This is a genomic window from Massilia arenae, assembly GCF_008014745.1.
GTDB classification, from domain to species: domain Bacteria; phylum Pseudomonadota; class Gammaproteobacteria; order Burkholderiales; family Burkholderiaceae_D; genus Telluria; species Telluria arenae.
The window spans coordinates 80027-105125 of record NZ_VPFD01000023.1; the positions used below are offsets into that span (position 1 = coordinate 80027).

Below are 25099 nucleotides of genomic sequence, written 5' to 3' on the forward strand. Positions count from 1 at the left end.
GCCTGCAGCCGGCATGGCTCCTCGCCGAAACCATGCCCCAGCGCGCGCGGCCAGGAAGAGGATGGACTTTCGTGCGTCTGAATACGATGTCTGCATATGTCCGCATTCACGGCGATGCGTTATATGCATTCCAGATATTAAGGACGAACAGCCTCAATTAGCGTTTGTTATTAAATCAAACGTTATTTAAGTGAGCATATAAAAACATAGGGCGCGGAAAAGTGTCAATGAGACACAGGGCGTGCAGAGTGTTAAATACAACAGATTTCCAGAATGAAATTTTAATAAGCACAGTCGGTTCTTGATAAGACGCCAAGACAGGTATGCACGATGAAATCGGCAACACCGTCGCAAATCTGCGCTAAATCATTGTATTGACGATAGTTTCATACGTAGTGCATACATGAACGGCGGCATACCGGCCACAGCTTTTCCCGATTGCGCTCCAAACATTATTTACATCGTATGCATTCAAACTAAGTTGTAGAGGATTTGTAGAATGCTTTGGCGTGGTTGCGTAAACCATACAGAATGTCGTTTCCGATCACTATCACTCAACAAAAATAAAACTTCAGCCTCCATTCCGGGATATCGCGGCAGCACACCGAGGCCTAAAGCGGTGATGCACTCGGCCCAGCCGAGGCACTGAAGCCAACCCGTCCGATGCCCTGCCGCCGAGGTAAAATAGCGGTTTGCCCGCCTACATTTTGTTGCCTCACCAGCAACCACCCTCCCATGCTGCGTATTAACGAACTCAAACTCCCCCTGAACCACCCCGAACCGGCCCTGCGCGAAGCCATCCTGGCCCGTCTCGGCGTGCCGGACGCCGACCTGGTCGACTTCAGCGTCTACAAGCGTAGCTACGACGCGCGCAAGAAGGCCGCCATCGTGCTGATCTATTCGATCGACGCCGAAGTGCGCGGCGAAGCGGCGGTGCTGGCGCGCCTCAAGAGCGACCAGCACGTGATGCCCTCGCCCGATGTCGACTACAAGTTCGTGCAGGTCAACAAGCCGGCGCCGGGCACCCCGCGGCCGGTGGTGGTCGGCACCGGCCCCTGCGGCCTGTTCGTGGCGCTGATCCTGGCGCAAATGGGCCTGAATCCGATCATCCTCGAGCGCGGCAAGATCGTGCGCGAGCGCACCGTCGACACCTTCGGCTTCTGGCGCAAGCGCAAGCTCAATACCGAGTCCAACGTGCAGTTCGGCGAAGGCGGCGCCGGCACCTTCTCGGACGGCAAGCTGTACAGCCAGATCAAGGACAGCAACCACCACGGCCGCAAGGTGCTGACCGAATTCGTGCGCTTCGGCGCACCCGAAGAGATCATGTACGTCAGCAAGCCGCACATCGGCACCTTCCGCCTGGTCAAGATGGTCGAGCAGATGCGGGCCGAGATCGTCCGCCTCGGCGGCGAGATCCGTTTCGGGACGCGCGTCGACGACGTGCTGATCGAGGAAACCGGCGGCGTGCGCCAGGTGGTCGGCGTGCGCCTGGCCGATGGCGAAGAGATCGCGACCCGCCACCTGGCGATGGCGATTGGCCACAGCGCGCGCGACACCTTCCAGATGCTGTACGACCGCGGCGTGTACATCGAAGCCAAGCCGTTCTCGATCGGCTTCCGGGTCGAGCACCCGCAGTCGCTGATCGACGTCTGCCGCTTCGGCCCCAACGCCGGCAACAAGATCCTCGGCGCGGCCGACTACAAGATCGTGCACCACGCATCCAATGGGCGCTCGGTCTACAGCTTCTGCATGTGCCCGGGCGGCACCGTGGTCGCCGCATCGAGCGAGGAAGGCCGCGTCGTCACCAACGGCATGAGCCAGTATTCGCGCGCCGAGCGCAACGCCAACAGCGCGATCGTGGTCGGCATCACGCCCGACGACTATCCGGGCCACCCGCTGGCCGGCATCGACTTTCAGCGCGAACTCGAATCGCGCGCCTTCGTGCTGGGCGGCGGCACCTATGACGCGCCGGGCCAGCTGATGGGCGACTTCGTCAAGGGCCGGCCGTCGACCGAATTCGGTTCGGTCACCCCGTCTTTCCGTCCGGCGGTCCACCTGACCGACCTGGCGACCTCGCTGCCGGACTACGCGATCGTGGCGATGCGCGAAGCCTTCGTCGCCTTCGACAAGCAGATCAAGGGCTATTACAAGGAAGACGCGGTGCTCACCGGCGTCGAGACCCGCACCTCGTCGCCGATCCGCATCAGGCGCAATAACGACGACCTGCAAAGCCTGAACACGCGCGGCCTGTTCCCGGCCGGCGAAGGCGCCGGCTACGCGGGCGGCATCATGTCGGCCGCGGTGGACGGCATCCGCGTGGCCGAGGCGGTGGCCATAGCGATGGCGGCCAAGTGACAGGCCGCGCCGACGTCACGCCCCACGGCGTCGCCGCGCCCGCGCTGGCGATCCTGGGTTCGCTGGTGTCGGTCAATGCCGGCGCCGCCTGGGCCAAGGGCCTGTTCCCGGCGGTCGGCAGCGCCGGCGTGGTGGCGCTGCGGGTCGGGCTGTCGGCCCTGATCCTGCTGGTGCTGGTGCGGCCCTGGCGTTTCACGCTGCGCCGCGCCGACATCCCGAACATCGTCATCTATGGCGTGATGCTGGGGGCGATGAACCTGTTCATCTACCGCTCCTTCGAACGCATCCCGCTCGGGATCGCGGTCGCGATCGAAGTCACCGGGCCGCTGGCGGTCGTGATCCTGTCCTCGCGCCACGCGCGCGACTTCCTGTGGGTGATCCTCGCCGGCGCGGGATTATGGCTGCTGCTGCCGACAGCGGCCAGCAGCGCCGCGCTGGACCCGGTCGGTATCGCCTATGCGCTGGCCGCGGCGTTCTGCTGGGCGATGTATATCGTGTTCGGCAAGCGGGTATCAATGCTCAATGGCGGCCAGGCCGTGTCCTGGGGGCTGCTGGCGGCCTGCGTGTTCGTGGTGCCGTTCGGCGTGACGCACGCCGGCGGCGACCTGCTGGCGCCCGCGGTGCTGGGCGGCGGCCTGGCGGTGGCGCTGCTGTCGTCGGCCCTGCCCTATACGCTCGAGATGAAGGCGCTCAAGCGCCTGCCGCAGCGCGTGTTCGGGATCCTGGTCAGCGCCGGTCCCGCGGTGGCGGCGCTGGCGGGCTTTTTGCTGCTGGGCGAACGGCTCACGACCGTGCAATGGCTGGCGATCGGCCTGGTGACGCTGGCTTGCGCCGGCGCGGCGGCAACCGCCGATCGACGGTGATTACAACCAGCCGGCCTTCTTGAACCGCCGGTACAGGTAGGCGCACACGCCCACCATGGTCAGGAGCGCCAGCGGATAGCCCCACTTCCACTTCAGCTCCGGCATGAACTCGAAGTTCATGCCCCACACCCCGGCGAAGGCCGTGAACACGGCGAAGATCGCGGCGTACGAGGCCAGCTTTTTACTGACTTCGTTCTCCTCGATCGCCACCATCGACAGCGTCACCTGGATCGCGGTGTTGATCGTGTCGCGCACCGCGTCCAGGCGGCCGGCGATGCGGTACAGGTGGTCGTGCACGTCGCGGAAGTAATCCTGGGTCTCGACCACCACGCCCGGCACCCGGCCGCCGTACAGGCGGCCGACGGCGTCCATCAGCGGCACCACGGCGTGGCGCAGGGTCTGCGCCTTGCGCTTGAGCTCATACAGGCGCTCGACGTTGGCGCGCTGCTTGCCCTGCATGCCGAAGATGTGGTCCTCGATCGATTCGAGCTCGGATTCGAGCATGTCGACCACCGGGAAGTAGCGATCGACCACGGCGTCGACCAGCGCATACAGCACGAAGCCGGCGCCCTTCTTGAGTTGATGCGGCTCGCGCTCGGCGCGCGCACGCACGCCCAGGAAACCCTGGTTGGCGTCGCGCCGCACCGACAGCACATAGTTCTCGCCGGCGAACACGGCCAGCTGGCCGACGTTCAGTTCGTCCCCGGCCAGCTCCACGATCTGGACCACGACGAACAGCGAGTCGCCGTATTCCTCCAGCTTGGGCCGCTGGTGGCCGCGCAGCGCGTCTTCGACCGCCAGTTCGTGCAGGCCGAATTCTTCCTGCATCAGGGTGATGTCGGTGGGCGCCGGGTCGCGCAGGGCGACCCAGACGAAGGTGTCGTCCTGTTTCAGGTATTCGCTGATATCCTCGACCGGGATATCACACAGTTTCTTGCCTTCCTGGTAGGCGACGCAGTTGATCAGCATGAGGTGAAAAGGTAGAGCGGGCGATGCAGGAGCTTACACCACCGGCCGTCCTTTCCACCATCACACTTTACGACGGCGTCATTCCTCGCGCGCGCCGTCGATCCCCAGCTCCACGATCTTGCGCGTGATGGTGTTGCGCCCGATCCCGAGCCGCATCGCGGCGTCGTTCTTGCGGCCGTGCGTATGCTTGAGGGCTGTCCTGATCAGGGCCGACTCGAACTGGCGTCCCAGGATATCCATCACGTCCATCTGCCCCGCACTGAGCATGCCGGCCGCCTGCAGCTCGAGCAGGTCGATCCAGCCGTCGGGCGTTTGCGGCGCCTGCGCCGCAACCTGCATGACGATGCCACCGGCGCCGGCCACCGGCAGTGCGCCCGCCCCCACCATGCCGTCGGACAGCGGCACCGGATTGACGCCGGCCCCGGCCTGGCCCTGGGTCAGGTCGCGCGGCAAGTCCTTGACCTCGACCGTCTGGCCGGGCGCCATCACGGTGATCCAGTTGCACAGGTTTTCCAGCTGGCGCACATTGCCCGGCAGTTCGAGACCGGACAGGAAACGCATCGCCTGCTCGCTCATGCGCTTCGGTTCGACGCCCAATTGGTGTGCACTTTGCACCAGGAAGTGGCGCGTAAGGATCGGGATGTCGTCGCTGCGCTCGCGCAGGGACGGCAGGCGCAGGCGGATCACGTTCAGGCGGTGATATAAATCTTCGCGGAACAGGCCGTCGCGCACGCGCTGCTCGAGGTTCTGGTGGGTGGCCGCGATCACGCGCACATTGGCCTTCACCGGCTGGTGGCCGCCCACGCGATAAAAGTGGCCGTCGGACAGCACGCGCAGAAGCCGCGTCTGCAGATCGAACGGCATGTCGCCGATCTCGTCGAGGAACAGTGTGCCGTCCTCGGCCTGCTCGAAGCGGCCGCGCCGCATGGCCTGGGCGCCGGTGAAGGCGCCGCGCTCGTGGCCGAACAGTTCCGATTCCAGCAAGTCCTTCGGGATCGCAGCGGTGTTCAGGGCGATGAAGGGTTGCTGCGCGCGCGGGCTGTGCTTGTGCAGCGCGCGCGCCACGAGCTCCTTGCCGGTGCCCGACTCGCCCGTGATCAGGACCGTCACATTCGATTGCGACAGGCGGCCGATGGCGCGGAACACCTCCTGCATCGCCGGCGCATGGCCCAGGATCTCGGGCGTCTCGGCCGGCAGCGCCTCGACGCTGGCTTCGCGCAGGCTCTCCTCGAGGGCGCGCCGGATCAGCGCCACCGCCTTGTCGATGTCGAAGGGCTTGGCCAGGTAGTCGAAGGCGCCGCCCTGGAATGAGGACACCGCCGAATCGAGGTCCGAGAAGGCGGTGATGATGATGACCGGCAGGCCGGGATGGCGGGCCTTGACGGCCTGCAGCAGGTCGATGCCGGATTCGCCCGGCATGCGGATGTCCGATACCAGCACCTGCGGAGTATCGGTTTCAAAGGCGGTCAGGGCCTCGCGCGCGTTGGCGAAGCTGCGGGTCTCCAGGCTTTCGCGCGCCAGGGCTTTTTCGAGTACCCAGCGAATCGATGCGTCGTCGTCGACAATCCAGATTGGTTTCATGTATTCGTGCTTCCCGCAACATGGATTCAATAAAGGACTGGTCGGCGCCCTGCTCGCCCGCGCTTATGGCAGGGGCAGCAGGATACGGAAATCCGTCAGTCCAGGCCGGCTTTCGCACTCGATCACCCCCAGGTGCTGCTGCACGAAGGTTTGCGCCAGCGTCAGCCCGAGGCCACTCCCGCCGTCACGCCCGGATACGAGCGGATAGAAAATGCGGTCGCGGATATCGGGCGCGATGCCCGGTCCATTGTCGATGATATGCAAGTCTAATGCCAGCCCGTAACGGACCTTCGCCAAAGTGACCTGGCGCGCCACGCGGGTGCGTAAAACAATCTCGGCGTCGCCCCGCGCCATGCGGCTGGAAAGCGCCTGGGCGGCGTTATGGGCGATGTTCAGCACCACCTGGATCAGCTGCTCGAAATCGCCGCGGAATTCCGGAATCGAGGCGTCGTAGTCGCGCTTGATCGTCAGGCCTTGCGGGAATTCGGCCAGGATCAGGCTGCGCACCCGCTCGCACACTTCATGGATATTGACGTCCCCAACGATGTGGGGCTTGCGGTGTGGCGCCAGCAGGCGGTCGACCAGGGTCTGCAGGCGGTCGGCTTCCTTGATGATCACCTGCGTGTATTCCTGCAGCTCGAGCAGGTGGTGCGGCGGCAGCTCGAGTTCCAGCAGCTGGGCCGCGCCGCGGATGCCGCCCAGCGGGTTCTTGATCTCGTGCGCCAGGTTGCGGATGAGTTCCTTGTTGGCCTGGCTCTGGTCGAGGATGCGCTCTTCGCGGTCCAGCTTCAGCTGCTGCACGTTCTCGCGCAGCTCGATCAGGAGGGTGCCGTCGCCCAGTGCGCTGACGATGCTGTTCACGTGCAGCGGCTCGCGGTTGTTGCGCTGCAGGGTCAGGTCCTGGCGCAGGTCGGCGTACTGGTGGGCCAGCGCCTGGCCGATCAGGGCGGCCAGCTCGGCGCCGTTCTGGAACAGCTCGGGCAGGCGATGGCGCTGCAGCGACTTGAACGACAGCTCCATCAGGTTCTCGGCGGCGGCGTTCGCATACAGCACTTCACCGTCGGCGCCGGTCAGCAGCACTGCCGAGGCCAGCAGGTCGAGGCCGGCGTAGCGCGCCGGATCGCCCGCGTCGAAGGCGGGAACGTCGTTCATGGGTGGCAGGGTCATCTGATATTGCCGATCTCGCGCCGCAGCGCCTCGATATTGCGTTCGGTACGGCTGATCTCGTCGCGCATCGTCACCACCCGTTCCTGGTACTTGGCGTAATTACGCTCATTGCCCTGGCGCTCGGGCTCGCCGTTGTTGAACACCTTTTTCAGGTCCAGCAGCTTGCGTTCCTCGATGCGCAATTCGTCGCCCAGGATCTCGCGCCGCTCGTCGTCGCGCGCGCGCTGCACGACATTGTCCACGCGCGGGAAGCTGGACGGCGTGCTGGCAGCGGCGGGGGCCGGCGCGCTGGCCGAACCCGATCCGCCCGACGAACGGGGGGCCGGAATCGGCGCCGATGCGGCCGGCGGCGAACTGTAGCCGGTATCGATCAGCTGGCACTTGCCGACCTTGACGTCGGTGTACAGCGGGCGCCCGTTGGCGTCCGTGCAGCGGTAGATCTGGGCCTGGGCCGAGGCGCACAACAGCAGGGCGAACATGGCCACGGCGCCGTGGAAAACGATGTTTGTCATTCCTATCACTCGGTAGCTTGCATCGGCGGAAAGATGCATTGTAGTCGCGCCCGACTATACCCGAAGCAACAAAAAACGCGGGGAAAGCCATCGCTTTCCCCGCGTTTCATGGCATCACCGTGGAGCTTGGCGATGCGTAGGCACAACAGCTTGCCAGACGATTACGACGAATAGTACATGTCGAATTCGGCAGGGTGCGGGGTCATGCGCAGGCGCTGCACTTCGTTCATCTTCAGCTCGATGTAGGCATCGATCATGCTGTCGCTGAACACGCCGCCACGGGTCAGGAACTCGCGGTCCTTGTCCAGGGCTTCCAGCGCTTCTTCGAGCGAGGCGCACACGGTCGGGATCAGCTTGTCTTCTTCTGGTGGCAGGTGGTACAGATCCTTGGTGGCGGCTTCGCCCGGGTGGATCTTGTTCTGGATGCCGTCCAGGCCGGCCATCATCAGCGCGGCGAAGCACAGGTAGACGTTGGCCAGTGGATCCGGGAAGCGGGTCTCGATGCGGCGGCCTTTCGGGTTCGCCACGTGCGGGATGCGGATCGAGGCCGAGCGGTTACGCGCCGAGTAGGCCAGCTTGACCGGGGCTTCGTAGCCCGGCACCAGGCGCTTGTACGAGTTGGTGCCCGGGTTGGTGATCGCGTTCAGTGCGCGCGCGTGCTTGATGATGCCGCCGATGTAGAACAGTGCGGTTTCCGACAGGCCGGCATAGCCGTCGCCAGCGAACAAGTTCTTGCCGTCTTTCCAGATCGACTGGTGCACGTGCATGCCCGAGCCGTTGTCGCCGTTGATCGGCTTCGGCATGAAGGTCGCGGTCTTGCCGTAGCTGTGGGCCACGTTCCAGATCACGTATTTCATGTTCTGGGTCCAGTCGGCGCGCTCGACCAGGGTCGAGAACTTGGTGCCGATCTCATTCTGGCCGGCGCCGGCCACTTCGTGGTGGTGCACTTCGACCGGGATGCCCATCGATTCGAGGATCAGCGACATTTCCGAGCGCATGTCCTGGAACGAATCAACCGGTGGCACTGGGAAGTAACCGCCCTTGACGGTCGGACGGTGGCCGCTGTTGCCGCCTTCGATTTCCTTGTCGGTCGACCACGACGATTCGTCCGAATCGATCTTGACGAAGCAGCCCGACATGTCGATCTTCCAGCGGATCGAGTCGAAGATGAAGAATTCAGGCTCCGGGCCGAAGTAGGCGGTGTCGCCGATGCCCGACGATTTCAGGTAGGCTTCGGCGCGCTTGGCGATCGAGCGCGGATCGCGGTCGTAGCCCTTGCCGTCCGACGGTTCGATGACGTCGCACTGCATGAACAGCGTGGTCTCTTCCATGAACGGGTCGAGGTTGGCGGTGTTCGGGTCTGGCAGCAGGAGCATGTCCGAGGCTTCGATACCTTTCCAGCCGGCGATCGACGAACCGTCGAAGGCGTGGCCGGATTCGAATTTGTCCAGGTCGAAGTGCGACACCGGGACCGTGACGTGCTGTTCCTTGCCGCGGGTATCGGCGAAGCGTAAATCAACGAATTTGACTTCGTTGTCCTTGACCAGTTGCATTACATCTGCGGCGGACTTTGCCATTCGGAATCTCCTAATTGAAAAAAGGAAGTCGGGTCATGAGAACCGACAACTTGCATCATGTTGAAGCACGAAGTATGCCAACTTGGTGACACCCCACGTGCCCAGTTAATTGCATGAGGACATGCACAAATCGTTCTTGGGGGACGGGCCAGTTTACCCATAAAATCGCGTCGATCGGCAGGCTTGTCGAAAGATTTACAGTGCATGCCGAATGCACCAATCAAGTGCAAACATGCGCCAACGCACCATTTAAGAGCAGGATACACTGATCCACGATGGTGCAGCGCCTTTGGATGCCCAAAAACGGACCGGACATTATGACGACAGAAAACATTCTCGAGGCTGCGCGCCAGCGTGGCGCAGGCCAGCCCTATGCCGGTGCGGTGACGCCGCAAGAGGCGTTCGAGCTGCTCAGGAGCAGCCCGAAGGTCAAGCTGGTGGACGTGCGCACCAATGCCGAACGCGACTGGGTGGGCCGGGTTGCCATTCCCGACGCCCAGCATGCGGCGGTGCAGTGGGCGACCTATCCGGGCGGCGTGCCGAACCCGGACTTCGGCGCTCAGTTGGAAAAAGTCGCCAAGCCGGATGACATCCTCCTGTTCCTGTGCCGCTCGGGCGTGCGCTCGCGCCATAGCGCCCGCGTGGCGACCGAACTCGGTTATGCGAATGCCTTCGACATCCTCGAGGGTTTCGAGGGGGACAAGGATGGCGAAGGTCATCGCAAGACGCTCGGCGGCTGGTGCAAGGCGGGATTGCCGTGGGTGGGTGCATGAACGCGCAGGTGGAAGAAGGGGCAGACAACCCCATCGAACGCCTGGTGGCGGCGCGCGAACTGGCCGACCAGGGGCAGTACGACGCCGCGCTGCAAGAGCTGACCTGGTTCCACGAGCATGCGCTGGAACAGGATCCGTCGCTGGCCGGCGTACGCCGTTCGTATGCGCTGGCCGATTGGGCCGTGCTGGCCGAGGCCTATCCGCCGGCGGAAGCGGCGCTCGAGGCGGTGCGCGAGCGCAGCACCGCCCTGCTGCTGGCCGGCCAGGGTAACCGCGACCACCTGCTCGACGTGGTCTCGATCGACCACGCGCGCGACCAGCCGGTGCGCACGCGCGACCTGTTCCTTCAACTGGAAACCGTGGCGCCGGCGCTGGCTGCGTCCTGCATCCGGGTCGTGCTGCCGCAGGTGATCGCCGCCGGCGACGCCGAACTGGCCGAACGCCTGATGCCGAACCCGGAAGAAAACATCCGCCAGCATGCCGACTACCTGATGGACGCCTTCCGCGAGCGCCGCAAGCGTTTTACCGCCGCGCCCAGCATCCCGGCCGAGATCCACAACTATGTGCAGGACGTGAACGCGATCCTGGACGTGCTGGCGGCGCGCGGCCGGCACGCCGACGTGAATCGCCTGCGCCAGCTGGCGGCCGACGCGATTCCCGCCACCACCCTGCGCCGCGAGGTGCGCGCCGCCCTCGTTCCCGGCGCGCCGGCGTGGTACGAGCGCGGCGTCCCGCGCCGTCGCAACGCGTAGGCGTTTACGGCATCACCATCAGCTGAAGTCCCGAGGCCGTGCCCGGCGCGCGATACACGCGCTGGGTCGCCTTCCTGAAGTCTTCCGGCCTCGCATCGGGAATGCGCATGAAGGTCTGCGGATTCAGGTCGATCAGCGGGAACCAGGAGCTCTGCACCTGCACCATGATGCGGTGGCCGCGGCGGAAGGTGTGGTTCACCGCCCCCAGCTCGTAATCGATCGCTGTCACCGTGCCGGGCACGAAGGGCTCCGGCTTCTCATAGCTGTTGCGGAACTTGCCGCGCAGCGGATTACCGCGCACCAGTTGCTGGAAGCCGCTCAGCTTCAGGGCCGGCGGTCCGACGTCGCTGCCCGCGCGCGGCGCCGCCGGCGTCGGATAGTCGCTTGGATAGACGTCGATCAGCTTCACCACCCAGTCCGCATCGGTGCCGGTGGTCGACACGAACAGTTTCGGCAGCACGGGCCCGGCCACCGTCACGTCTTCTTCCAGCACCTCGCTCTGGTACACCAGCACGTCGGGCCGGGTCGCGGCGAAGCGCTGGTCGGACACCATGTATTCGCGCGGCACGCCTTGCGCGGGGTAGCCGATGTAGGGCACCGGGCGCTTCGGATCGGCGATATATTCGTCGTAGCCTCCCGTGCCCGCGGCCGGCTGCTGCCAGGTCAGGCTGCCGTTGGCGTTGAAGTACAGGGTGCGCGCCTGGGCCGGCTTCGGCGGCCAGGCGTCGTAGCTGCGCCAGACATTGGTGCCGGTCTCGAACATGGTGACCGGCGCCAGCTCCGTGGCCGGCTTGATGCCTTTCAGGTGCTGCTCGAAGAACGGGAACTGGATGTTGCGCCTGAAGTAATCGCTGGTGTTGGCGTCGAAGCGCACGTGACCGAGGCGCGCGCCGTCGCCGCGCATCCAGCCGCCATGCACCCATGGGCCCACCACCAGCTTGTTCACCGCGGCCGGATTGTGGCGCTTGACCGCATCGTGAACGGTGAACGGACCCTGGAAATCCTCAGCATCGAACCAGCCGCCCACGGTCAGCATCGCCGCCTTGACGTTCTTCAAGTGCGGGCCGATGGCGCGCGAGCGCCAGAAGTCGTCATAGGTGTCGTGCTCGATGTTCGGCATGAACAGCTCGCGCTGGCGCTCGCTCATCGTGCCCGCAATCGCGCCCAGAGTCAGGTGCTTGAGGAAGAAATCGTAGCCGTCGGCCTCGTCGTAGTCGAAGCCGCCGCCCGAGGCCGACTTGGGCGAGGGATTCGGCGCCGCGACGAAGGACGAATAGAAGTCGAAGTTGGCGGCCAGCTTGAACGCGCCACCGTGGTAGGAATCGTCGCCCATATACAGGTCGGCGATCGGTGCCTGCGGCGAGGCGGCCCTGATCGCGGGATGCGAATCGATCACGCTGGCGGCGGCGTAGAAGCCGGGATAGCTGATGCCCCAGATGCCGACCTTGCCGTTATTGTTCGGGACGTTCTTCAACAGCCAGGCCACGGTATCGTGCATGTCCTGGGCTTCGACGCCCTCCCCCTTGCCCAGCGCCGGCTTGGCGTGCGGCGTCATCTCCTGCCACACGCCCTCGGACATGTGGCGGCCGCGCACGTCCTGGACCACGAAGATATAGCCGGCGTCTTCGAACTCGCGCGAGGGTCCGAGCGATTCGGGCATCCAGTCCACGCCGTAGCGCAGCTCTCCTTCGGCGCGCACGCCGGCACTGTACGGCGTGCGCTGCATCAGGAAGGGATAGGCGCGCGAGCTGTCCTTCGGCACGTAGACCGCGGTGAACAGGCGCGCGCCGTCGCGCATCGGGATCCGGTATTCGTACTTGGTATAGGCTTCGCGCGTCGAACGCTTGGCGGAGGCGCCATCGGGCGCGGCCTGCATGCCGGCGGCAAAGGCCGGGGAAGAAGCGGCGAACAGGAGACCAAGAACAAGAGCGGACAGCGGACGGCGAATCATGACTTCCTTCGAGTGAGAACACTGGGGGCGCCAGTGTAATCGCAATCAGGCGCCAACGATTACTTTGCCAGAGGCGACGCCGCCGCTTCCTCTTCCTGCACGCCGCGGATCCGCTCGCGCACCAGGTGGATGTGGCTGCGCAGGCGATACAGTTCGTCGGCATAGGCCAGCGGCACCGAGATGTGGTTGACCCGGTCCTCGAGCCCGTCCAGGCGCCGCAGCAAGTCCTTGCGCACCGTGTCGACCGGCTCGAGCCCGGCGTCTTCCAGCGCCTGTTCGATCGCGCGCAGCTCGCCGTACCAGCGGTAGACGCGCGAGCGCACGCGCCACACGTAAATCGGCGGCACGATCTTCGACAGCGGAATCAGCAAAGCGGTAAGCGCCACCACCACCACCCACAGGCGCTCGGCCAGGTTGGCCAGCCAGAAGCTCATATAGCGCTGCATGAAGGGCGGGCCGTCGCGGTAGTAGCGCGCGGCTTCCGGCGCCACCGGGATCTCGGTGTACTTCGGCGATGGGAACTGGCCCTGCTGCTGGAACCAGCCGGCCCCGCCGTGGATGTTGGTCGCAGCCTTGACCAGCAGCCCCACCAGGGCCGGATGGATTTCCTCGCGCGCCACCAGGGTCGCGGTCGGCGCGATCAGGTGGTAGTCCTGGGCCGGGATATTGCGGCCCAGGTCGACGATCCCGCGCGGCAGCACCACGTGGGTCAGGAAAGGCAGGCGCCGCGTATAGGCCTCGGCCTGGGCGAAGTCGAACAGCCGGATGCCGGGCGTCTGCAGCAGCATCTGGATCAGCGGCGCTTCCGGCGCCGAAGAAAATACCAGGCCGTCGATGCGGCCGGCCAGCAGCTCCACCGTGGCCGGCGTATTGGCCAGGTCGCCGAGCTGCAGTTCCGTCGGCGCGATGCCGTTGGCGTCGAGCACCTGGCGCAGCAGACGCGGCACGCCGGTGCCTTCCGGCCCCAGGTTGATGCGCTTGCCGCGCAGGTCGGTCAGCTTCGAAATATTCGCCTCTGCGCGCAGGAACAACCACACCGGCTCGGTGAACAGGCTGCCCAGCGACACCAGTTCCTGGCGTTCGGCGGCGTCGCCATCTGCCGCATTCATGGTGTCGCCGTCGGTCGAGCCGCTCTGCACGAAGGCGACGTCGGCCTCGCCCGCCAGCAGGCGTTCCAGGTTGTCGCGCGAGCCGAGCGTCGGCTGCAAGGTCACCTTGATGTCGTCGCGCGCGAGCAGGTTGGCGTACTGCTTGCCGAAGGTCTCGTAGGCGGAATTCTCCTGGCCGGTGGCCAGGCGCAGGCTGCGCGGCGGCGCCGGGTCGACCCACCAATAGGCCAGCAGCAGGGCCGCCGCCACCATCAGGATGGTGGGGCCGGAGGCCACCACCAGGTCGCGCAGTGAGACGATGGAAAAATTCTGCAGCCGCGCGCGCAAGCCCTTGCCCGGCGCGCCGCCGCCCTCGCCCGCCGGCTTCAACGCACGCACTGGCGCTGGGCCGCCGCCGCTGGCGTGGCGCCAGGCATGGGCGCTGGCGGCGCCGGCTCGATCATCGGCATCAGGCTCGGCGCCAGCGTCACAAGGAGCTGCACCGGCAGCGCGCTGGTGAAGTCATAGTGTTCCGACTGCGGGCCGTGCACATAGGCCGTCATGCTGCCGTAGAAGCGTTCGCCGATATTGAACACGAAGGTCGCCGAGCGGTTCACGTAGCGCGATTCGACCAGGCGGCCGCCGCGCGCATAGACGTCGAAGCGCTGGTCGCCGGTGCCGGTCTTGCCGCCCAGCGCAATCACGCTGCCGTCGGCCTGCACGAAGGCGGTCTTGACGCGCTTGGCGGTGCCGTCCGAGACCACGCCCTGGATGGCGTCGGCCACGGTGCGCGCGACTTCCGGCGCCAGCACCTGTTCCTTGCCGCCGCCCTTGTTGCGCTTGACCAGGGTCTCGTACGGCGTGTCCTTGGCGAAGTGCAGCGAGTCGATGCGCTCGGTGGGCTTGCGCACGCCGCCGTTGACGATGATGCCCATCAGCTCGGCCAGCGAAGCCGGACGGTCGGCCGATGCGCCCAGCGTCGTCGCATACGACGGCACCAGCGAGTCGAACGGGTAGCCCATCTTCTTCCACTGGGCGTGGATCTTGAGGAAGGCTTCGACCTCGAGCAGGCCGGCGATGCGCTTGTCCTGGGCGTTCTTGCGGCTGGTCTTGAACAGCCACTGGTAGACTTCCTGGCGCTCCTTGACGCTGGCGGCCGTCACCTCGGACCAGGTGGCCTTCGGGTGGGTACGTAGATAGCTCACCAGCCACAGTTCGAGCGGGTGCACCGAGGCCACGTAGCCGCGGTCGGCCAGCGACATATTGCGCGGATCGTACATCTCGTACATCTTCGGGATGCGTTCCGGATCGATCTCGTTGGCCGATGGCAGGCTCGCGTCGATGAAGGCGCCGAACTGGTCCAAGGTGGCGTTGGGCGCCACCGTGCGGTGGGCCGCGGCCAGCTTCGAGGCCAGCGGACGCACGCCGGAGAACAGCAGTGCTTCGATCTGGGCCGGGGTCTTGCCCTTGTATTTGTTCCAGAACTTGGCCAGGAAGTCCTTGCCTTCGTTGTCGGCAAAGCGCGCCAGGTAGGACGCGCGGCGCGGATCGTTGGCGTCGGCCAGCAGCTGGGCCGAAGAACCCGGCAGCTGGAACATGTAGAAGCGCACCACGTCGCGCATCATGCGCACGAACACCAGGTTGGTCGACTGGCGCAGGGCCTGGTGCACTTCCATGATCTTGCTGTCGTCGAGCTTGCTGAAGTTGCCGAAGGTGTGCAGGCCGCCGCCGGTCATGAAGCGCTCGCCCGGGCTGGCCGAGTAGCGGCGCGCCATGGCGGCGTCGAGCATGGGCTTCAGGCCGCGGTCGGCGCCTTCCGGCAGGGTCTGGAAGTATTCCAGCGCCCATTGCGACATGCGGTCCTTCGGATCGATCTCGACGCCGTGCAGGCCGATCTTGTCCAGCGGCTCGAAGCGCTTGTGCAGCTGGTCGAAGATGTCGAGATAGGTCACCAGCGTGCGCAGCTTGGCGGTCGAACCGAGGTCGAGCTTGGCGCCCTCGTTGATGTCGAGCGGCTGGTCGTAGTTGTCGGTCTGGACCCGCAGGTAGTTGACGTGCTCGCCCCGCTCCATCAGGGTGAAGCTGTACACCACCTGGGCCGGGTCGCCGTTGCCGAGCAGGCCCTTGCCGGTCAGGCCGGCCGCCTTGGCGTGTTCGGCGTCGGACAGCTGACGCAGGGCCGCCGTCACCGCCTGCTGGGCAGTGCCGTCCAGGGTCGAGACCACCGACAGGTCGAGGCGGTCGACGTTGTACAGGCGGGTGTCGCCGATCAGGAAGCCGAGGTGGTTGCGCACCGCATTGGCCGCCTTGCGCGACACAAAGGCGTCGGCCGGCGGCGGCGCCACGCCGCTGTGCAGCGCCGGCTGCAGTTTCACGCTCAGGGCGGCGTCGCGCAACTGGGGTGAGATCACGCCGGCCTGGGCCAGCACGCGCAGGTGGCTGTCGGTCAGGATTTCGAGGTCGGGTTCGCCGGCGCCCAGGTAATAGGCCGGGCGGCGCTGGGCGATCATCAGCGACAGCGCTTCCTTGTAGGCCAGCACGGCGTCCGGGCTCGTCATCGGGCCCTTCAGCATCGCATTGACCTTGTCGAAGTCGCGGCCATACCAGACCCACAGGCCGTCGCCGATGCCGTTCACTTCGCCATAGCCGGACTTGGCCGACAGCGGCACCGTGTTCAGGTAGTCGAGCACGATCTGGCGGCGCGAACCGGTGGTGTCTTCGCCGTCCTGGTAGGCGCGCAAGGTGGCCGAGGCCATCTGGATGATTTTGTCGGTGGTCGAGCTGGTGCGGCCTTCGGGCGAATGCCGGTATTTCTCGATTTGGGTCGCCAGCGTGCTGCCGCCGGCCACGCGCCCGCTACCGCCCAGGCCGATGCTGGACAGGGACTTGTCGAACACGGCCTTCGAGAAGCGGTCCCACTCGACCGCCGGGTTGCGGCGCGGATAGCTGGCGTCGAGCAGTTCGCGGTTCTCGATGAACAGCAGGCTCTGCACCAGCAGCGGCGGCGCCGCGTTGAACTCGTGGTAGAAGCGCTCGGGGAAGCGCGAGGTGAAGATCGGCTGCGAGCGGCAGTCGAGGATCTCGAGGCCGACCTTGGTCTTTTCGTGATAGGTCGCGTACAGGCCCATGTCGGCCATCTTGACCATCTGCGGCGAGATGCGCGCCTGGGCCGCGATCGCGTAGTCGCGCGTCCGCAGGCGCTCGAGGTAGCCCGGCAGGCCGGCATAGCCGAGCCGGGTGTCATACGGACTGGCGGCCGGGAAACGGATCGCATCGCTGGGACCGTTTTCCATGCGATAGGTAAGCTCGCTGGCCATGTCGGCGAAGATCTTCGCCTGCAGGCGCGAGGTGCGCGTCTCCAGCACCGCCCAGGCCGCCAGCAAGGCGATCAATAGCAGCAGGCCGAGCACCAGCCACAGCTTCCAGCGCCGCTTGCGCGGGGCAGGCTCGTCGTCGCCGGGCTCGCCCGACGGGCCGCCGGGGATGCCGCCATTGCCCGCCAGGTGCGGGAAGGCTTCATACAGGGGAACGTCGTTGCCGCCGGCCGCGAGCGCAGGAGTGCTCTCCACGGCGGCCGCCGCGGCACTGGCCGGCGCGGCCGATGTCGCGACCGCGTCGCCGAAAGTCGGCTCGAAGGTCGGCTCAAAGGTCGGCTCACTGCGCTCGTTGGCGGCACGCTTGCCGGACACATTACTTGACCGTCCTTGACGGCGAATACTTTCCATGATGGATTAACCGGTCTGAATCAAAACGCTAGCAATCCCCGCCAACCTGCTCGCCATCTGTGGTGCTGCTGGTCCGTTCGAGTGATCGTGGTGTGTGTTAGTTCGCACGCTGATGGTGCGATCCCACTCCAGATCGCACCTTACGTAGGCAATATTCCACCACATCAATACGTCTCACGCGAGGCGCCGTTTAACAAATTTGCTGCGCTTGGAATATTTTCGCAAAAAAACAACGAGGTCTTGGCTGAGTGATATTACCGTGTGTAATTCAGGCAATATCGCCGCTAGTTTTAGCCACCAATATTTAACGCGCTGGAAATGCTTTTGGTGCACAGCTGCGTTTGATCCATGTCGAAAGGCAGATCACGCGGGCTGGGGCACCGCTTCCGCGCGCAGCTCTTCAAGTGCCTGTAGGCAGTAGTACTGGAACCACAGCCCGGCGAACAGGAAAATCATGACGTACAGCCACAGCGACACCAGGGCCAGGATCGGGAACAGCACGATCGACAACACGGCGCCGCCCATCCAGACGATGCCCGGCAGCGCGCCGGCCAGACCGGTGGTGAAGCCGATGGCGAGCAGGGCCGGCCGCCGGCGCCGCATCAGCGCCAGGCGTTCGGCCTGGGTGGCGTGGGCGGCCAGCGCGTCGTAGCTCATCACGCGCGACGTCACCCAGGCCCACAGGCTGGCCTGCACCAGCCAGGCCAGCGGCGGCACCGCGTACAGCGGCAAGGTGAACAACCACAGCAGGGCGAACACGGCGACGCTGCCCAGGTTGATCGCGACGCTGCCGAAGAAGGAACCGCCCTCCCGTTTCTCGAGCTGCGGGAAGTGGCGCTTGCCGACAAAGGATTCGATGGCCGGCATCGCCACCACGCCCACGAACAGCAGGGCCGAGCCGATCTTGAGCGGCAGCAGCAGCACGATCGCCATCAGCGGCACCACCATCACCTTAAGCATGCCCAGGCCCACCATTTCGAGCATGCTGCCGCTGGTCTCGAAGCCGCCGTAGTCGGCGAACATGCCGTGCAGCCAGTCGAGCAGCGGCTGCAGGCCCAGCCACATCGCCACGCCCCACAGGACCAGCGCCAGCAGCAGCGGCGCCAGCGACAGCAGCAGCATGCGGCCGCTGAACTGCGCGCCCAGGGCGCGCCGGCAGGCGGTCAGTACACCGTTCATCGGGCTTTCTTTCGCGGCATGTTTTCTCCTGATGGCAGTTCAATGCCGTCATTCTACGGGATGACACCGGATGGACCCATCGACTACAATCGTCGTTCAATCTGAACAACAAGGAAGACCATGTCCACCATCACCACCGAATCCGGCCTGCAATACGAAGAGCTCGTCACCGGCGAAGGCGCCGAGGCCAAGGCTGGCCAGCACGTCACCGTGCACTACACCGGCTGGCTGCGCAACGACGACGGCAGCCTGGGCGCCAAGTTCGATTCGAGCAAAGACCGCAACGACCCGTTCGAGTTCGCACTCGGCGCCGGCCACGTGATCCGCGGCTGGGACGAAGGCGTGCAGGGCATGAAGGTCGGCGGTTCGCGCCGCCTGACCATCCCGGCCAGCCTGGGCTACGGCGCACGCGGCGCCGGCGGCGTGATCCCGCCGAACGCCACCCTGATCTTCGACGTCGACCTGCTGGCCGTCTAAGCACGATCGCCATGCGCCGTCCTGCGATGGCGCATGGCTCGGCCGCCCTGGGGCGGCATTTGAACATCTCTTCTAAAATGCGGCCGGATTCCCCGTGCCCGCCTGTCTCCTGGGCTAAGATGCCTGCCGCGTTGTCCAAGCGACAATACCGCAATCAACCATCACAGGAGTTTCCATGAGCTTGCAGGAACAGTTCACCCAGGCCCAGGCCGATTCGAAAAACCTGTCGGAGCGTCCCGACAATATGACCTTGCTGAAGATTTACGCGCTGTTCAAGCAGGGCTCGAGCGGCGACGCGACGGGCGAGCGTCCGGGCATGACCGATTTCGTGGCGCGCGCCAAGTACGACGCCTGGGCCGGCCTCGCAGGCACCTCGCAAGAGGAAGCCCAGCAGCAGTACGTCGACCTGATCGAAGAGTTGAAGGGCTGATCGCCCACCGGGCCGGCGCCTGCGCCCGGCCCATTACCCCGGTTACGCTGCGGCGGCGAAGGTCTTGCGCATCTTTTCCGCCACCTTGGCCTCGATGGCCGGCGCGAACGCGCCCATGAAGAAGCCCAGGCGGATGCGCATCGCGGCGCGCTGGTCTTCCAGGGTCAACATGCCCTCCACGCCGCTGCGCTCGAAGCGCAGCACATCGCCGTCCCACCTGCATTCCAGCCCGTATTCGGCCGCGATACGTTGCGCCACCTGCTCGGCTGCCGAACGCGCCGCGTCCGGGCTCAGGCTGTGCTGCTGGACGATGCTGATTTCCGCCATCTGACTGATCCTTCCTGAATCGATTGCAAACAATCCGCCATGATGCCAGTTGCGGCCGGGCTATGCCAGAGCCCGCTACAACAGACAGGGCTGGCGCAGCCTCAATTGACGATTATCAAAGCGTGCCCGGCAGGGAGCGCGAGGATGAAGGCGCAAGCCCGTCATTACGCGAGGAGTCGATATGGAAACCCCCGTCGAGCAGCCGAACCGCCTGTTGCCCAGCGCAGAGGCGCCGCAGACCGCGCAGCCTCCGGTGCGCTTCGTCCCCACCCCGAGCGCGCCCTACCGCCAGCAGCACCGCGCCGCGCGCCTGCTCGAAGAACCCGACGTTCCCGATCCGGCCGCGCCATCGACCGCCGAGCCGCCGCCGCACGCCTTCGGCGCCCGCGTCCTCATGTGGAAGCAAGATCCTTCTGTCAGCGAAATCGGCACCCGCAAGGCCTTCCTGCCCGGCGTGGTGCTGGCCGGCCCGCGCGATGCCCGCATCGCCCCCGGCGAGCCGGGCATTGCCGCGGTGGAGCCGAACGCCTTCGGCGACTTCGTCACCCAGCCCGACACGCCGCAGTTCGACGCCGTCCACACCTTCGTCGTGGTGCGCCAGACATTGACCATGTACGGGCGCGCCCTGGCCGCGGCCGGCGAGGCCCACACGATGCCGCTGCCCTGGCAATGGAATAGCAGCACCGACACGCGGCCGCTGCTGGTCTTCCCGCACGGCCTGCCGAACGTCATGAACGCCTTCTACAGCCGCAGCCAGGCCTGCCTCAAGTTCGGCGACTTCATTCCCAACGGCGCCACCGAGCGGGTCTTCACCTGCCGCTCGTTCGACATCGTGTCGCACGAGACCGCCCACGCGGTGCTCGACGGCATCAAGCCACTGTGGCTGCAGGCAGACGCCCCGCCCCAGACCGGCGGCCTGCACGAAGCCTTCGGCGACCTCACCGCGATCTTCCTGGCCCTGTCCCAGCTCGACCAGTGCGAAGCCGTGATCGCCCAGACCAAGGCCGACCTGCACGACAAATCCTTCCTGACCGACATCGCCGAGCAGTTCGGGCTGGCGCTCGGCAACAGCACCGGCCTGCGCAACGCCGACAACGACCTCAAGCTGAGCGAGGCCGGCACCCAGGTGCACGCCATCTCGCAGGTCTTTACCGGAGCGGTCTACGACGTGCTGGCCGACCTGTTCGCCCATGAACGCGATCCCGGGCGCGAAGACTGCGCCGCCGTCCTGCACCGGGTCGCCAACTACCTGAGCGGGGTGCTGCTGCGCGCCCTGATCGCCGCGCCCGACGCCGCCGCCACCTATGCCGACGTGGTCAACGCCATGCTCCAGGCCGTGACGGCCGACGGCAAGCCGGCCGCCTATGCCGACGCCATCCGCTTCCAGTTCAGCCGACGCGAAGTGGTGGAAGCCGGCCATGGCGGCCCCGACGCGGTGGCCGCCTTTGTCCCCGGCCTGCCCCTGGCGGCGCGGGTATGCGACGCGCCCGGCGCGCGGCAAGACCGGCGTTCCTGCTGCGGCACCATGCAGCTGGCCGAATACGATTGCGCCGAGCGCGTGCTGGCCGGCGAGGCGCACCTGCTGGCGCGCTGGTGCGCCGAACATGGCCGCCACGGGCCGGGGCTGTCCGGCCCGCCGGCCGCCGGGACGCCGGCCGAACCGTCGATGCTGGCATGAAGATCAGCGCCCGCGCCTGCGGCGGCTTCGCCGGACTGGCCGAATCCTACGAACTGGATACCGCGCGCCTCGACGACGGGCCGGCCCTCGAGACGCTGCTGCGCCGCCTCGACTTCTTCGGCGCCGCCCCCGCCTGCGCGGTTGGCGCCGACCTGCCGCGCTGGGAAATCACGGTCGAGGACGGACCGCGCTGTCACACCGTGTTCCTGCGCGAGGATGGCAGCGGCGGCCAGTGGCAACATTTGCTCGACTATTTGCGGCAGGCCGGCTGAACCGGGTTTTCGGGTCTCGGCCGGTCGCGGCGCCCGCCTACCGGGGAGCTTCTTAATCCCGGTCAATGGCCAGTGGATCGCGCCTTGACAGTCCAAAAACCGCACGCTCGTGCGGATTCTTGCTTCATTTGCTTATGTAGATTGTGTATATAGGCGAATTTGTGAGAAAAGCCGAATTGCCCTAAAATACAGTGCTTTGCTCTGTCCGGCCGGCCTGTTCATGTCCATTGTTCTTGCGCCCGGCGACGCGACATCCCACCAATTGATAGGACTGTTATGACCCACGTTGTCACCGAATCGTGCATCCGCTGTCGTTACACCGACTGCGTCGATGTATGCCCGGTAGATTGTTTCCGGGAAGGCCCGAATTTCCTCGCCATCGATCCTGACGAGTGCATCGACTGCGCCGTCTGCGTCGCCGAGTGCCCGGTGAATGCGATCTATGCCGAAGAAGACACGCCTGGCGACCAACAGCACTTCATCAAGCTCAATGCCGATCTCGCGCGCTTCTGGCCTTCGATCACCAAGACGAAGCCGGCCCTGCCAGACGCGGAAGAGTGGAAAGACGTCAAGGACAAACTCGACCAACTGGCCCGCTAATACCGCCGCTGCGCCGCCCGTTCGGCGCCGGCCCGGGGTCGTTCTGCATGGCAGTGCTGGCTGCCATCGCCTCACCAATCAAAATCACAGGAAGTAAGCGCATGACTATCAGTGCCACCCACGAAGCGGGCAGCATCGCTCCCAACAGTTCCTTCGCCGGCGCCATCGAAGCGGATGCCGTGATCATCGGCGCCGGCCCGGTCGGCCTGTTCCAGGTGTTCGAACTCGGCCTGCTCGAAATCAAGGCCCACGTCATCGATTCGCTGCCGGCAGTCGGCGGCCAGTGCGTGGAACTGTATCCGGACAAGCCGATCTATGACATCCCTGCCGTCCCGGTGTGCACCGGCCAGGAACTGACCGACAACCTGCTCAAGCAGATCGAACCGTTCGAGCCGACCTTCCACCTGGGCCAGGAAGTCACGACCGTGCAGCGCCGCGAAGACCAGCGCTTCAACGTCGAGACCACCACCGGTACCCGCTTCATCACCAAGACCATCTTCATCGCAGCCGGCGTCGGTTCGTTCCAGGCGCGCACGATCAAGGTCGACGGCATCGACAAGTTCGAGAACGAGCAGCTGTTCTACCGCGTCAAGGATCCGGCACGCTTCGAAGGCAAGAACATCGTCATCTGCGGCGGCGGCGACTCCGCGCTGGACTGGGCCCTGAACTTCGTCGGCAAGGCCGAATCGGTCGTGCTGGTGCACCGCCGCGACGACTTCCGCGCCGCCCCGGCCTCGGTCGCCAAGATGAAGGCCCTGTGCGATGAGTACGAGATGCAACTGATCACCGGCCAGGTGACCGGTTTCGACGAAAAAGACGGCCAGCTGACCGAAGTGAAGGTCACCGGCGCCGACGGCGTCACCCGCCGCGTGCCGCTGGACATGCTGCTGGTGTTCTTCGGCCTGTCGCCGAAGCTGGGTCCGATCGCCGAATGGGGCCTGGACATCGAGCGCAAGCAGCTCAAGGTGGTGGACACCGAGAAGTTCGAGACCAACGTCCCGGGCATCTTCGCCGTGGGCGACATCAACACCTATCCGGGCAAGAAGAAGCTGATCCTGTCGGGCTTCCACGAAGCCGCGCTGGCCGCCTTCGGCGCCGCGCCGTACATCTTCCCGGACAAGAAGATCCACATGCAGTACACGACGACCTCGCCGAAGCTGCACAAGATCCTGGGCGTCGAAACCCCGGTGTTCGATTAAGGTCTGCAGCGCCGCGTTCAGTTACTTCGCGGCGACACAGTCCCCTGAAGCGCCCCGCCCTGCGGGGCGTTTTGCTTTATGTGGGCCGCCCAACGGAGCGGGTCCGGGTAAATATGCTACAAGTGCACCATGCATAGGAGATAGCGGTGGCCCTCGTTGCCACCCGCCAACGCAAATCCCCTATAATCGGATGAAGCTTATGCGCGGGCGATATTAGCGCAGTGTCAATACGAAGGATTACTTTATGCTTTATCAACTGCACGAGATGCAACGCTCCTTCCTGACCCCGCTGATGCAGTGGGCCGATGCGTCATCGAAACTGTTCTCCAATCCCGTGTCGCCGTTTGCGCACACCCCATTTTCCCAACGTATCGCCGCTGGCTACGAGCTGATGTACCGTCTCGGCAAGGAATACGAAAAACCGGCCTTTGGCCTGAAGACCACCACCATCAACGGTGAAGAGGTCGGCATCGTCGAGCGCATCGTCGTCGACAAGCCCTTCTGCGAGCTGCTGCACTTCAAGAAAGACATGGACGACGCCGCCTTTGCCGCGCTGAAGCAGCCTTCGGTACTGGTCGTGGCGCCATTGTCCGGCCACCACGCGACGCTGCTGCGCGACACCGTGAAAGCCCTGCTGGTCGAGCACGACGTCTACATCACCGACTGGACCGACGCCCGCATGGTGCCGCTGTCCGACGGCCCGTTCCGCCTGGACGACTACGTCTTCTACGTCCAGGACTTCATCCGCCACCTTGGCCCGGACGTGCACGTGATCTCGGTATGCCAGCCGACGGTGCCGGTGCTGGCCGCGATCTCGCTGATGGCGAGCAACAAGGATCCGAAGCTGCCGAAGTCGATGACCATGATGGGCGGCCCGATCGACCCACGCAAATCGCCGACCGCGGTCAACGACCTGGCCATCGAAAAGCCCTACTCGTGGTTCGAGAACACCGTGATCTATGCGGTGCCGGGCAATTACCCGGGCTTTGGCCGCAAGGTCTATCCGGGCTTCCTGCAGCACGCCGGCTTCATCGCGATGAACCCGGGCCGCCACGCCCAGAGCCACCGCGAGTTCTACCAGCACCTGGTGCGCGGCGACGATGACTCGGCCGAGGCACACCGCAAGTTCTACGACGAGTACAACGCCGTGCTCGACATGCCGGCCGAGTACTACCTCGATACCATCAAGACCGTGTTCCAGGACTACAGCCTGCCGAAGGGCACGTGGAAGGTCGGCGGCCAGCTGGTGCGTCCGCAAGACATCGAGTCGGTCGCCCTGCTCACCGTCGAAGGCGAGCTGGACGACATCTCGGGCCTGGGCCAGACCAGCGCCGCGCTGACCCTGTGCACCGGCATCCCGAAAGACAAGAAGCACGACTTCGTGGTCGAGAAAGCCGGCCACTACGGCATCTTCTCGGGCCGCCGCTGGCGCGAGATCGTGTGTCCGAAGATTACCGAGTTCATTCGCGCGAACGGGTAAGCCGTCAAGTGAAGGCAAAAGCCTTCTTGAGTTAGCATAAAACGTCGTCCCCGTGAAGGCGCACTGCTGTCCGGAATAATCTTCTTGATTTTTCCATCAGAATAGGCATCCCTGTTTGAGTGCCAAGTCCTCTCGATATCGACG

The 25099-nt window shown here is 65.2% G+C and carries 21 protein-coding genes; 11 read left to right on the top strand and 10 right to left on the bottom strand.

Features of this window, described 5'->3' with window-relative positions:
- Nucleotides 1–735 precede the first annotated feature (735 nt).
- Entirely contained in the window at nucleotides 736–2355 is a 1620-nt protein-coding gene (locus tag FVD38_RS19360) for an NAD(P)/FAD-dependent oxidoreductase (RefSeq protein WP_147936334.1), read from the top strand.
- Nucleotides 2352–3218, top strand: a complete 867-nt coding sequence (locus tag FVD38_RS19365; RefSeq protein ID WP_147936335.1) for an EamA family transporter — start codon at nucleotides 2352–2354, stop codon at nucleotides 3216–3218. The genes FVD38_RS19360 and FVD38_RS19365 overlap by 4 nt, the downstream gene beginning before the upstream one ends.
- Here FVD38_RS19365 and corA read toward each other — a convergent pair whose 3' ends face one another.
- The 5 genes from corA to glnA all read right to left on the bottom strand — a co-directional run bounded on the left by corA (nucleotide 3219) and on the right by glnA (nucleotide 9024).
- On the bottom strand, nucleotides 3219–4187 hold the full coding sequence (corA, locus tag FVD38_RS19370) for a magnesium/cobalt transporter CorA (protein ID WP_123069502.1): 969 nt from the start codon (nucleotides 4185–4187) through the stop codon (nucleotides 3219–3221). It lies immediately after the preceding gene.
- Nucleotides 4188–4265: 78 nt separating this feature from the next.
- Complete coding sequence (gene ntrC, locus FVD38_RS19375) at nucleotides 4266–5768, bottom strand: nitrogen regulation protein NR(I) (RefSeq protein ID WP_147936336.1); 1503 nt, start codon at nucleotides 5766–5768, stop codon at nucleotides 4266–4268.
- Nucleotides 5769–5831: 63 nt separating this feature from the next.
- A complete protein-coding gene (gene glnL, locus FVD38_RS19380; RefSeq protein WP_147936349.1) occupies nucleotides 5832–6920 on the bottom strand; it encodes a nitrogen regulation protein NR(II) in 1089 nt (362 codons plus the stop codon).
- 11 nt (nucleotides 6921–6931) lie between these two features.
- Nucleotides 6932–7447 (bottom strand): DUF4124 domain-containing protein, encoded by a 516-nt coding sequence (locus FVD38_RS19385; RefSeq protein WP_147936337.1) that lies wholly within the window; start codon nucleotides 7445–7447, stop codon nucleotides 6932–6934.
- Between the two features lie 161 nt (nucleotides 7448–7608).
- On the bottom strand, nucleotides 7609–9024 hold the full coding sequence (gene glnA, locus FVD38_RS19390) for a type I glutamate--ammonia ligase (RefSeq protein ID WP_147936338.1): 1416 nt from the start codon (nucleotides 9022–9024) through the stop codon (nucleotides 7609–7611).
- 317 nt (nucleotides 9025–9341) lie between these two features.
- Between glnA and FVD38_RS19395 the strand changes: the two genes are divergently transcribed.
- Both FVD38_RS19395 and FVD38_RS19400 read left to right on the top strand, forming a co-directional pair.
- The gene (locus tag FVD38_RS19395; RefSeq protein WP_147936339.1) at nucleotides 9342–9797 is read left to right on the top strand and encodes a rhodanese-like domain-containing protein; all 456 of its coding nucleotides are present in this window, start codon (nucleotides 9342–9344) and stop codon (nucleotides 9795–9797) included.
- Entirely contained in the window at nucleotides 9794–10549 is a 756-nt protein-coding gene (locus tag FVD38_RS19400) for a hypothetical protein (protein WP_147936340.1), read from the top strand. The genes FVD38_RS19395 and FVD38_RS19400 overlap by 4 nt, the downstream gene beginning before the upstream one ends.
- A gap of 4 nt (nucleotides 10550–10553) precedes the next feature.
- On the opposite strand, the gene FVD38_RS19405 is transcribed toward FVD38_RS19400, so the two are convergent.
- The 4 genes from FVD38_RS19405 to FVD38_RS19420 form a co-directional block, all read right to left on the bottom strand.
- Nucleotides 10554–12500, bottom strand: a complete 1947-nt coding sequence (locus FVD38_RS19405) for a CocE/NonD family hydrolase (RefSeq protein ID WP_147936341.1) — start codon at nucleotides 12498–12500, stop codon at nucleotides 10554–10556.
- Nucleotides 12501–12559: 59 nt separating this feature from the next.
- Entirely contained in the window at nucleotides 12560–13978 is a 1419-nt protein-coding gene (locus tag FVD38_RS19410) for a TAXI family TRAP transporter solute-binding subunit (protein WP_229493845.1), read from the bottom strand.
- Nucleotides 13975–17313, bottom strand: a complete 3339-nt coding sequence (locus tag FVD38_RS19415) for a transglycosylase domain-containing protein (protein WP_147936342.1) — start codon at nucleotides 17311–17313, stop codon at nucleotides 13975–13977. Before FVD38_RS19415 ends, FVD38_RS19410 begins: the two co-directional genes overlap by 4 nt.
- 363 nt (nucleotides 17314–17676) lie before the next feature.
- Entirely contained in the window at nucleotides 17677–18492 is an 816-nt protein-coding gene (locus tag FVD38_RS19420) for an EI24 domain-containing protein (protein ID WP_147936343.1), read from the bottom strand.
- Between the two features lie 120 nt (nucleotides 18493–18612).
- On the opposite strand from FVD38_RS19420, the gene FVD38_RS19425 reads away from it, so the two are divergent.
- Nucleotides 18613–18969, top strand: a complete 357-nt coding sequence (locus tag FVD38_RS19425; protein ID WP_123068487.1) for an FKBP-type peptidyl-prolyl cis-trans isomerase — start codon at nucleotides 18613–18615, stop codon at nucleotides 18967–18969.
- 175 nt (nucleotides 18970–19144) lie between these two features.
- On the top strand, nucleotides 19145–19399 hold the full coding sequence (locus FVD38_RS19430; protein ID WP_123068488.1) for an acyl-CoA-binding protein: 255 nt from the start codon (nucleotides 19145–19147) through the stop codon (nucleotides 19397–19399).
- A gap of 42 nt (nucleotides 19400–19441) precedes the next feature.
- Here the strand turns inward: FVD38_RS19430 and FVD38_RS19435 are convergent, their stop codons facing one another.
- Nucleotides 19442–19726: a polyhydroxyalkanoic acid system family protein gene (locus FVD38_RS19435; RefSeq protein ID WP_005668465.1), complete on the bottom strand. Its 285-nt coding sequence runs from the start codon at nucleotides 19724–19726 to the stop codon at nucleotides 19442–19444.
- 181 nt (nucleotides 19727–19907) lie between these two features.
- Here FVD38_RS19435 and FVD38_RS19440 point away from each other — a divergent pair, with 181 nt between their 5' ends.
- The 5 genes from FVD38_RS19440 to FVD38_RS19460 all read left to right on the top strand — a co-directional run bounded on the left by FVD38_RS19440 (nucleotide 19908) and on the right by FVD38_RS19460 (nucleotide 24955).
- Nucleotides 19908–21404 carry a gluzincin family metallopeptidase gene (locus FVD38_RS19440; RefSeq protein ID WP_147936344.1) on the top strand — a complete coding sequence of 499 codons (1497 nt, stop codon included), beginning with the start codon at nucleotides 19908–19910 and terminating at the stop codon, nucleotides 21402–21404.
- Complete coding sequence (locus tag FVD38_RS19445; RefSeq protein ID WP_123068490.1) at nucleotides 21401–21676, top strand: protealysin inhibitor emfourin; 276 nt, start codon at nucleotides 21401–21403, stop codon at nucleotides 21674–21676. Before FVD38_RS19440 ends, FVD38_RS19445 begins: the two co-directional genes overlap by 4 nt.
- Before the next feature lie 276 nt (nucleotides 21677–21952).
- Nucleotides 21953–22276, top strand: a complete 324-nt coding sequence (gene fdxA, locus FVD38_RS19450) for a ferredoxin FdxA (RefSeq protein ID WP_123068491.1) — start codon at nucleotides 21953–21955, stop codon at nucleotides 22274–22276.
- Nucleotides 22277–22377: 101 nt separating this feature from the next.
- Entirely contained in the window at nucleotides 22378–23475 is a 1098-nt protein-coding gene (locus tag FVD38_RS19455) for an NAD(P)/FAD-dependent oxidoreductase (RefSeq protein ID WP_229493841.1), read from the top strand.
- A 244-nt stretch (nucleotides 23476–23719) separates the two neighbouring features.
- Nucleotides 23720–24955: a polyhydroxyalkanoate depolymerase gene (locus FVD38_RS19460; RefSeq protein WP_123068492.1), complete on the top strand. Its 1236-nt coding sequence runs from the start codon at nucleotides 23720–23722 to the stop codon at nucleotides 24953–24955.
- The last annotated feature ends 144 nt before the right edge of the window (nucleotides 24956–25099 follow it).

Excerpts from the sequence above, each read along its gene's own strand:
- FVD38_RS19360 (WP_147936334.1), top strand. The coding sequence starts at position 736 with ATGCTGCGTATTAACGAACTCAAACTCCCCCTGAACCACCCCGAACCG.
- corA (WP_123069502.1), bottom strand. The coding sequence starts at position 4,187 with ATGCTGATCAACTGCGTCGCCTACCAGGAAGGCAAGAAACTGTGTGAT.
- ntrC (WP_147936336.1), bottom strand. The coding sequence starts at position 5,768 with ATGAAACCAATCTGGATTGTCGACGACGACGCATCGATTCGCTGGGTA.
- glnL (WP_147936349.1), bottom strand. The coding sequence starts at position 6,920 with ATGAACGACGTTCCCGCCTTCGACGCGGGCGATCCGGCGCGCTACGCC.
- FVD38_RS19385 (WP_147936337.1), bottom strand. The coding sequence starts at position 7,447 with ATGACAAACATCGTTTTCCACGGCGCCGTGGCCATGTTCGCCCTGCTG.
- glnA (WP_147936338.1), bottom strand. The coding sequence starts at position 9,024 with ATGGCAAAGTCCGCCGCAGATGTAATGCAACTGGTCAAGGACAACGAA.
- FVD38_RS19395 (WP_147936339.1), top strand. The coding sequence starts at position 9,342 with ATGACGACAGAAAACATTCTCGAGGCTGCGCGCCAGCGTGGCGCAGGC.
- FVD38_RS19400 (WP_147936340.1), top strand. The coding sequence starts at position 9,794 with ATGAACGCGCAGGTGGAAGAAGGGGCAGACAACCCCATCGAACGCCTG.
- FVD38_RS19405 (WP_147936341.1), bottom strand. The coding sequence starts at position 12,500 with ATGATTCGCCGTCCGCTGTCCGCTCTTGTTCTTGGTCTCCTGTTCGCC.
- FVD38_RS19415 (WP_147936342.1), bottom strand. The coding sequence starts at position 17,313 with ATGGAAAGTATTCGCCGTCAAGGACGGTCAAGTAATGTGTCCGGCAAG.
- FVD38_RS19420 (WP_147936343.1), bottom strand. The coding sequence starts at position 18,492 with ATGAACGGTGTACTGACCGCCTGCCGGCGCGCCCTGGGCGCGCAGTTC.
- FVD38_RS19425 (WP_123068487.1), top strand. The coding sequence starts at position 18,613 with ATGTCCACCATCACCACCGAATCCGGCCTGCAATACGAAGAGCTCGTC.
- FVD38_RS19430 (WP_123068488.1), top strand. The coding sequence starts at position 19,145 with ATGAGCTTGCAGGAACAGTTCACCCAGGCCCAGGCCGATTCGAAAAAC.
- FVD38_RS19435 (WP_005668465.1), bottom strand. The coding sequence starts at position 19,726 with ATGGCGGAAATCAGCATCGTCCAGCAGCACAGCCTGAGCCCGGACGCG.
- FVD38_RS19440 (WP_147936344.1), top strand. The coding sequence starts at position 19,908 with ATGGAAACCCCCGTCGAGCAGCCGAACCGCCTGTTGCCCAGCGCAGAG.
- FVD38_RS19445 (WP_123068490.1), top strand. The coding sequence starts at position 21,401 with ATGAAGATCAGCGCCCGCGCCTGCGGCGGCTTCGCCGGACTGGCCGAA.
- fdxA (WP_123068491.1), top strand. The coding sequence starts at position 21,953 with ATGACCCACGTTGTCACCGAATCGTGCATCCGCTGTCGTTACACCGAC.
- FVD38_RS19455 (WP_229493841.1), top strand. The coding sequence starts at position 22,378 with ATGACTATCAGTGCCACCCACGAAGCGGGCAGCATCGCTCCCAACAGT.
- FVD38_RS19460 (WP_123068492.1), top strand. The coding sequence starts at position 23,720 with ATGCTTTATCAACTGCACGAGATGCAACGCTCCTTCCTGACCCCGCTG.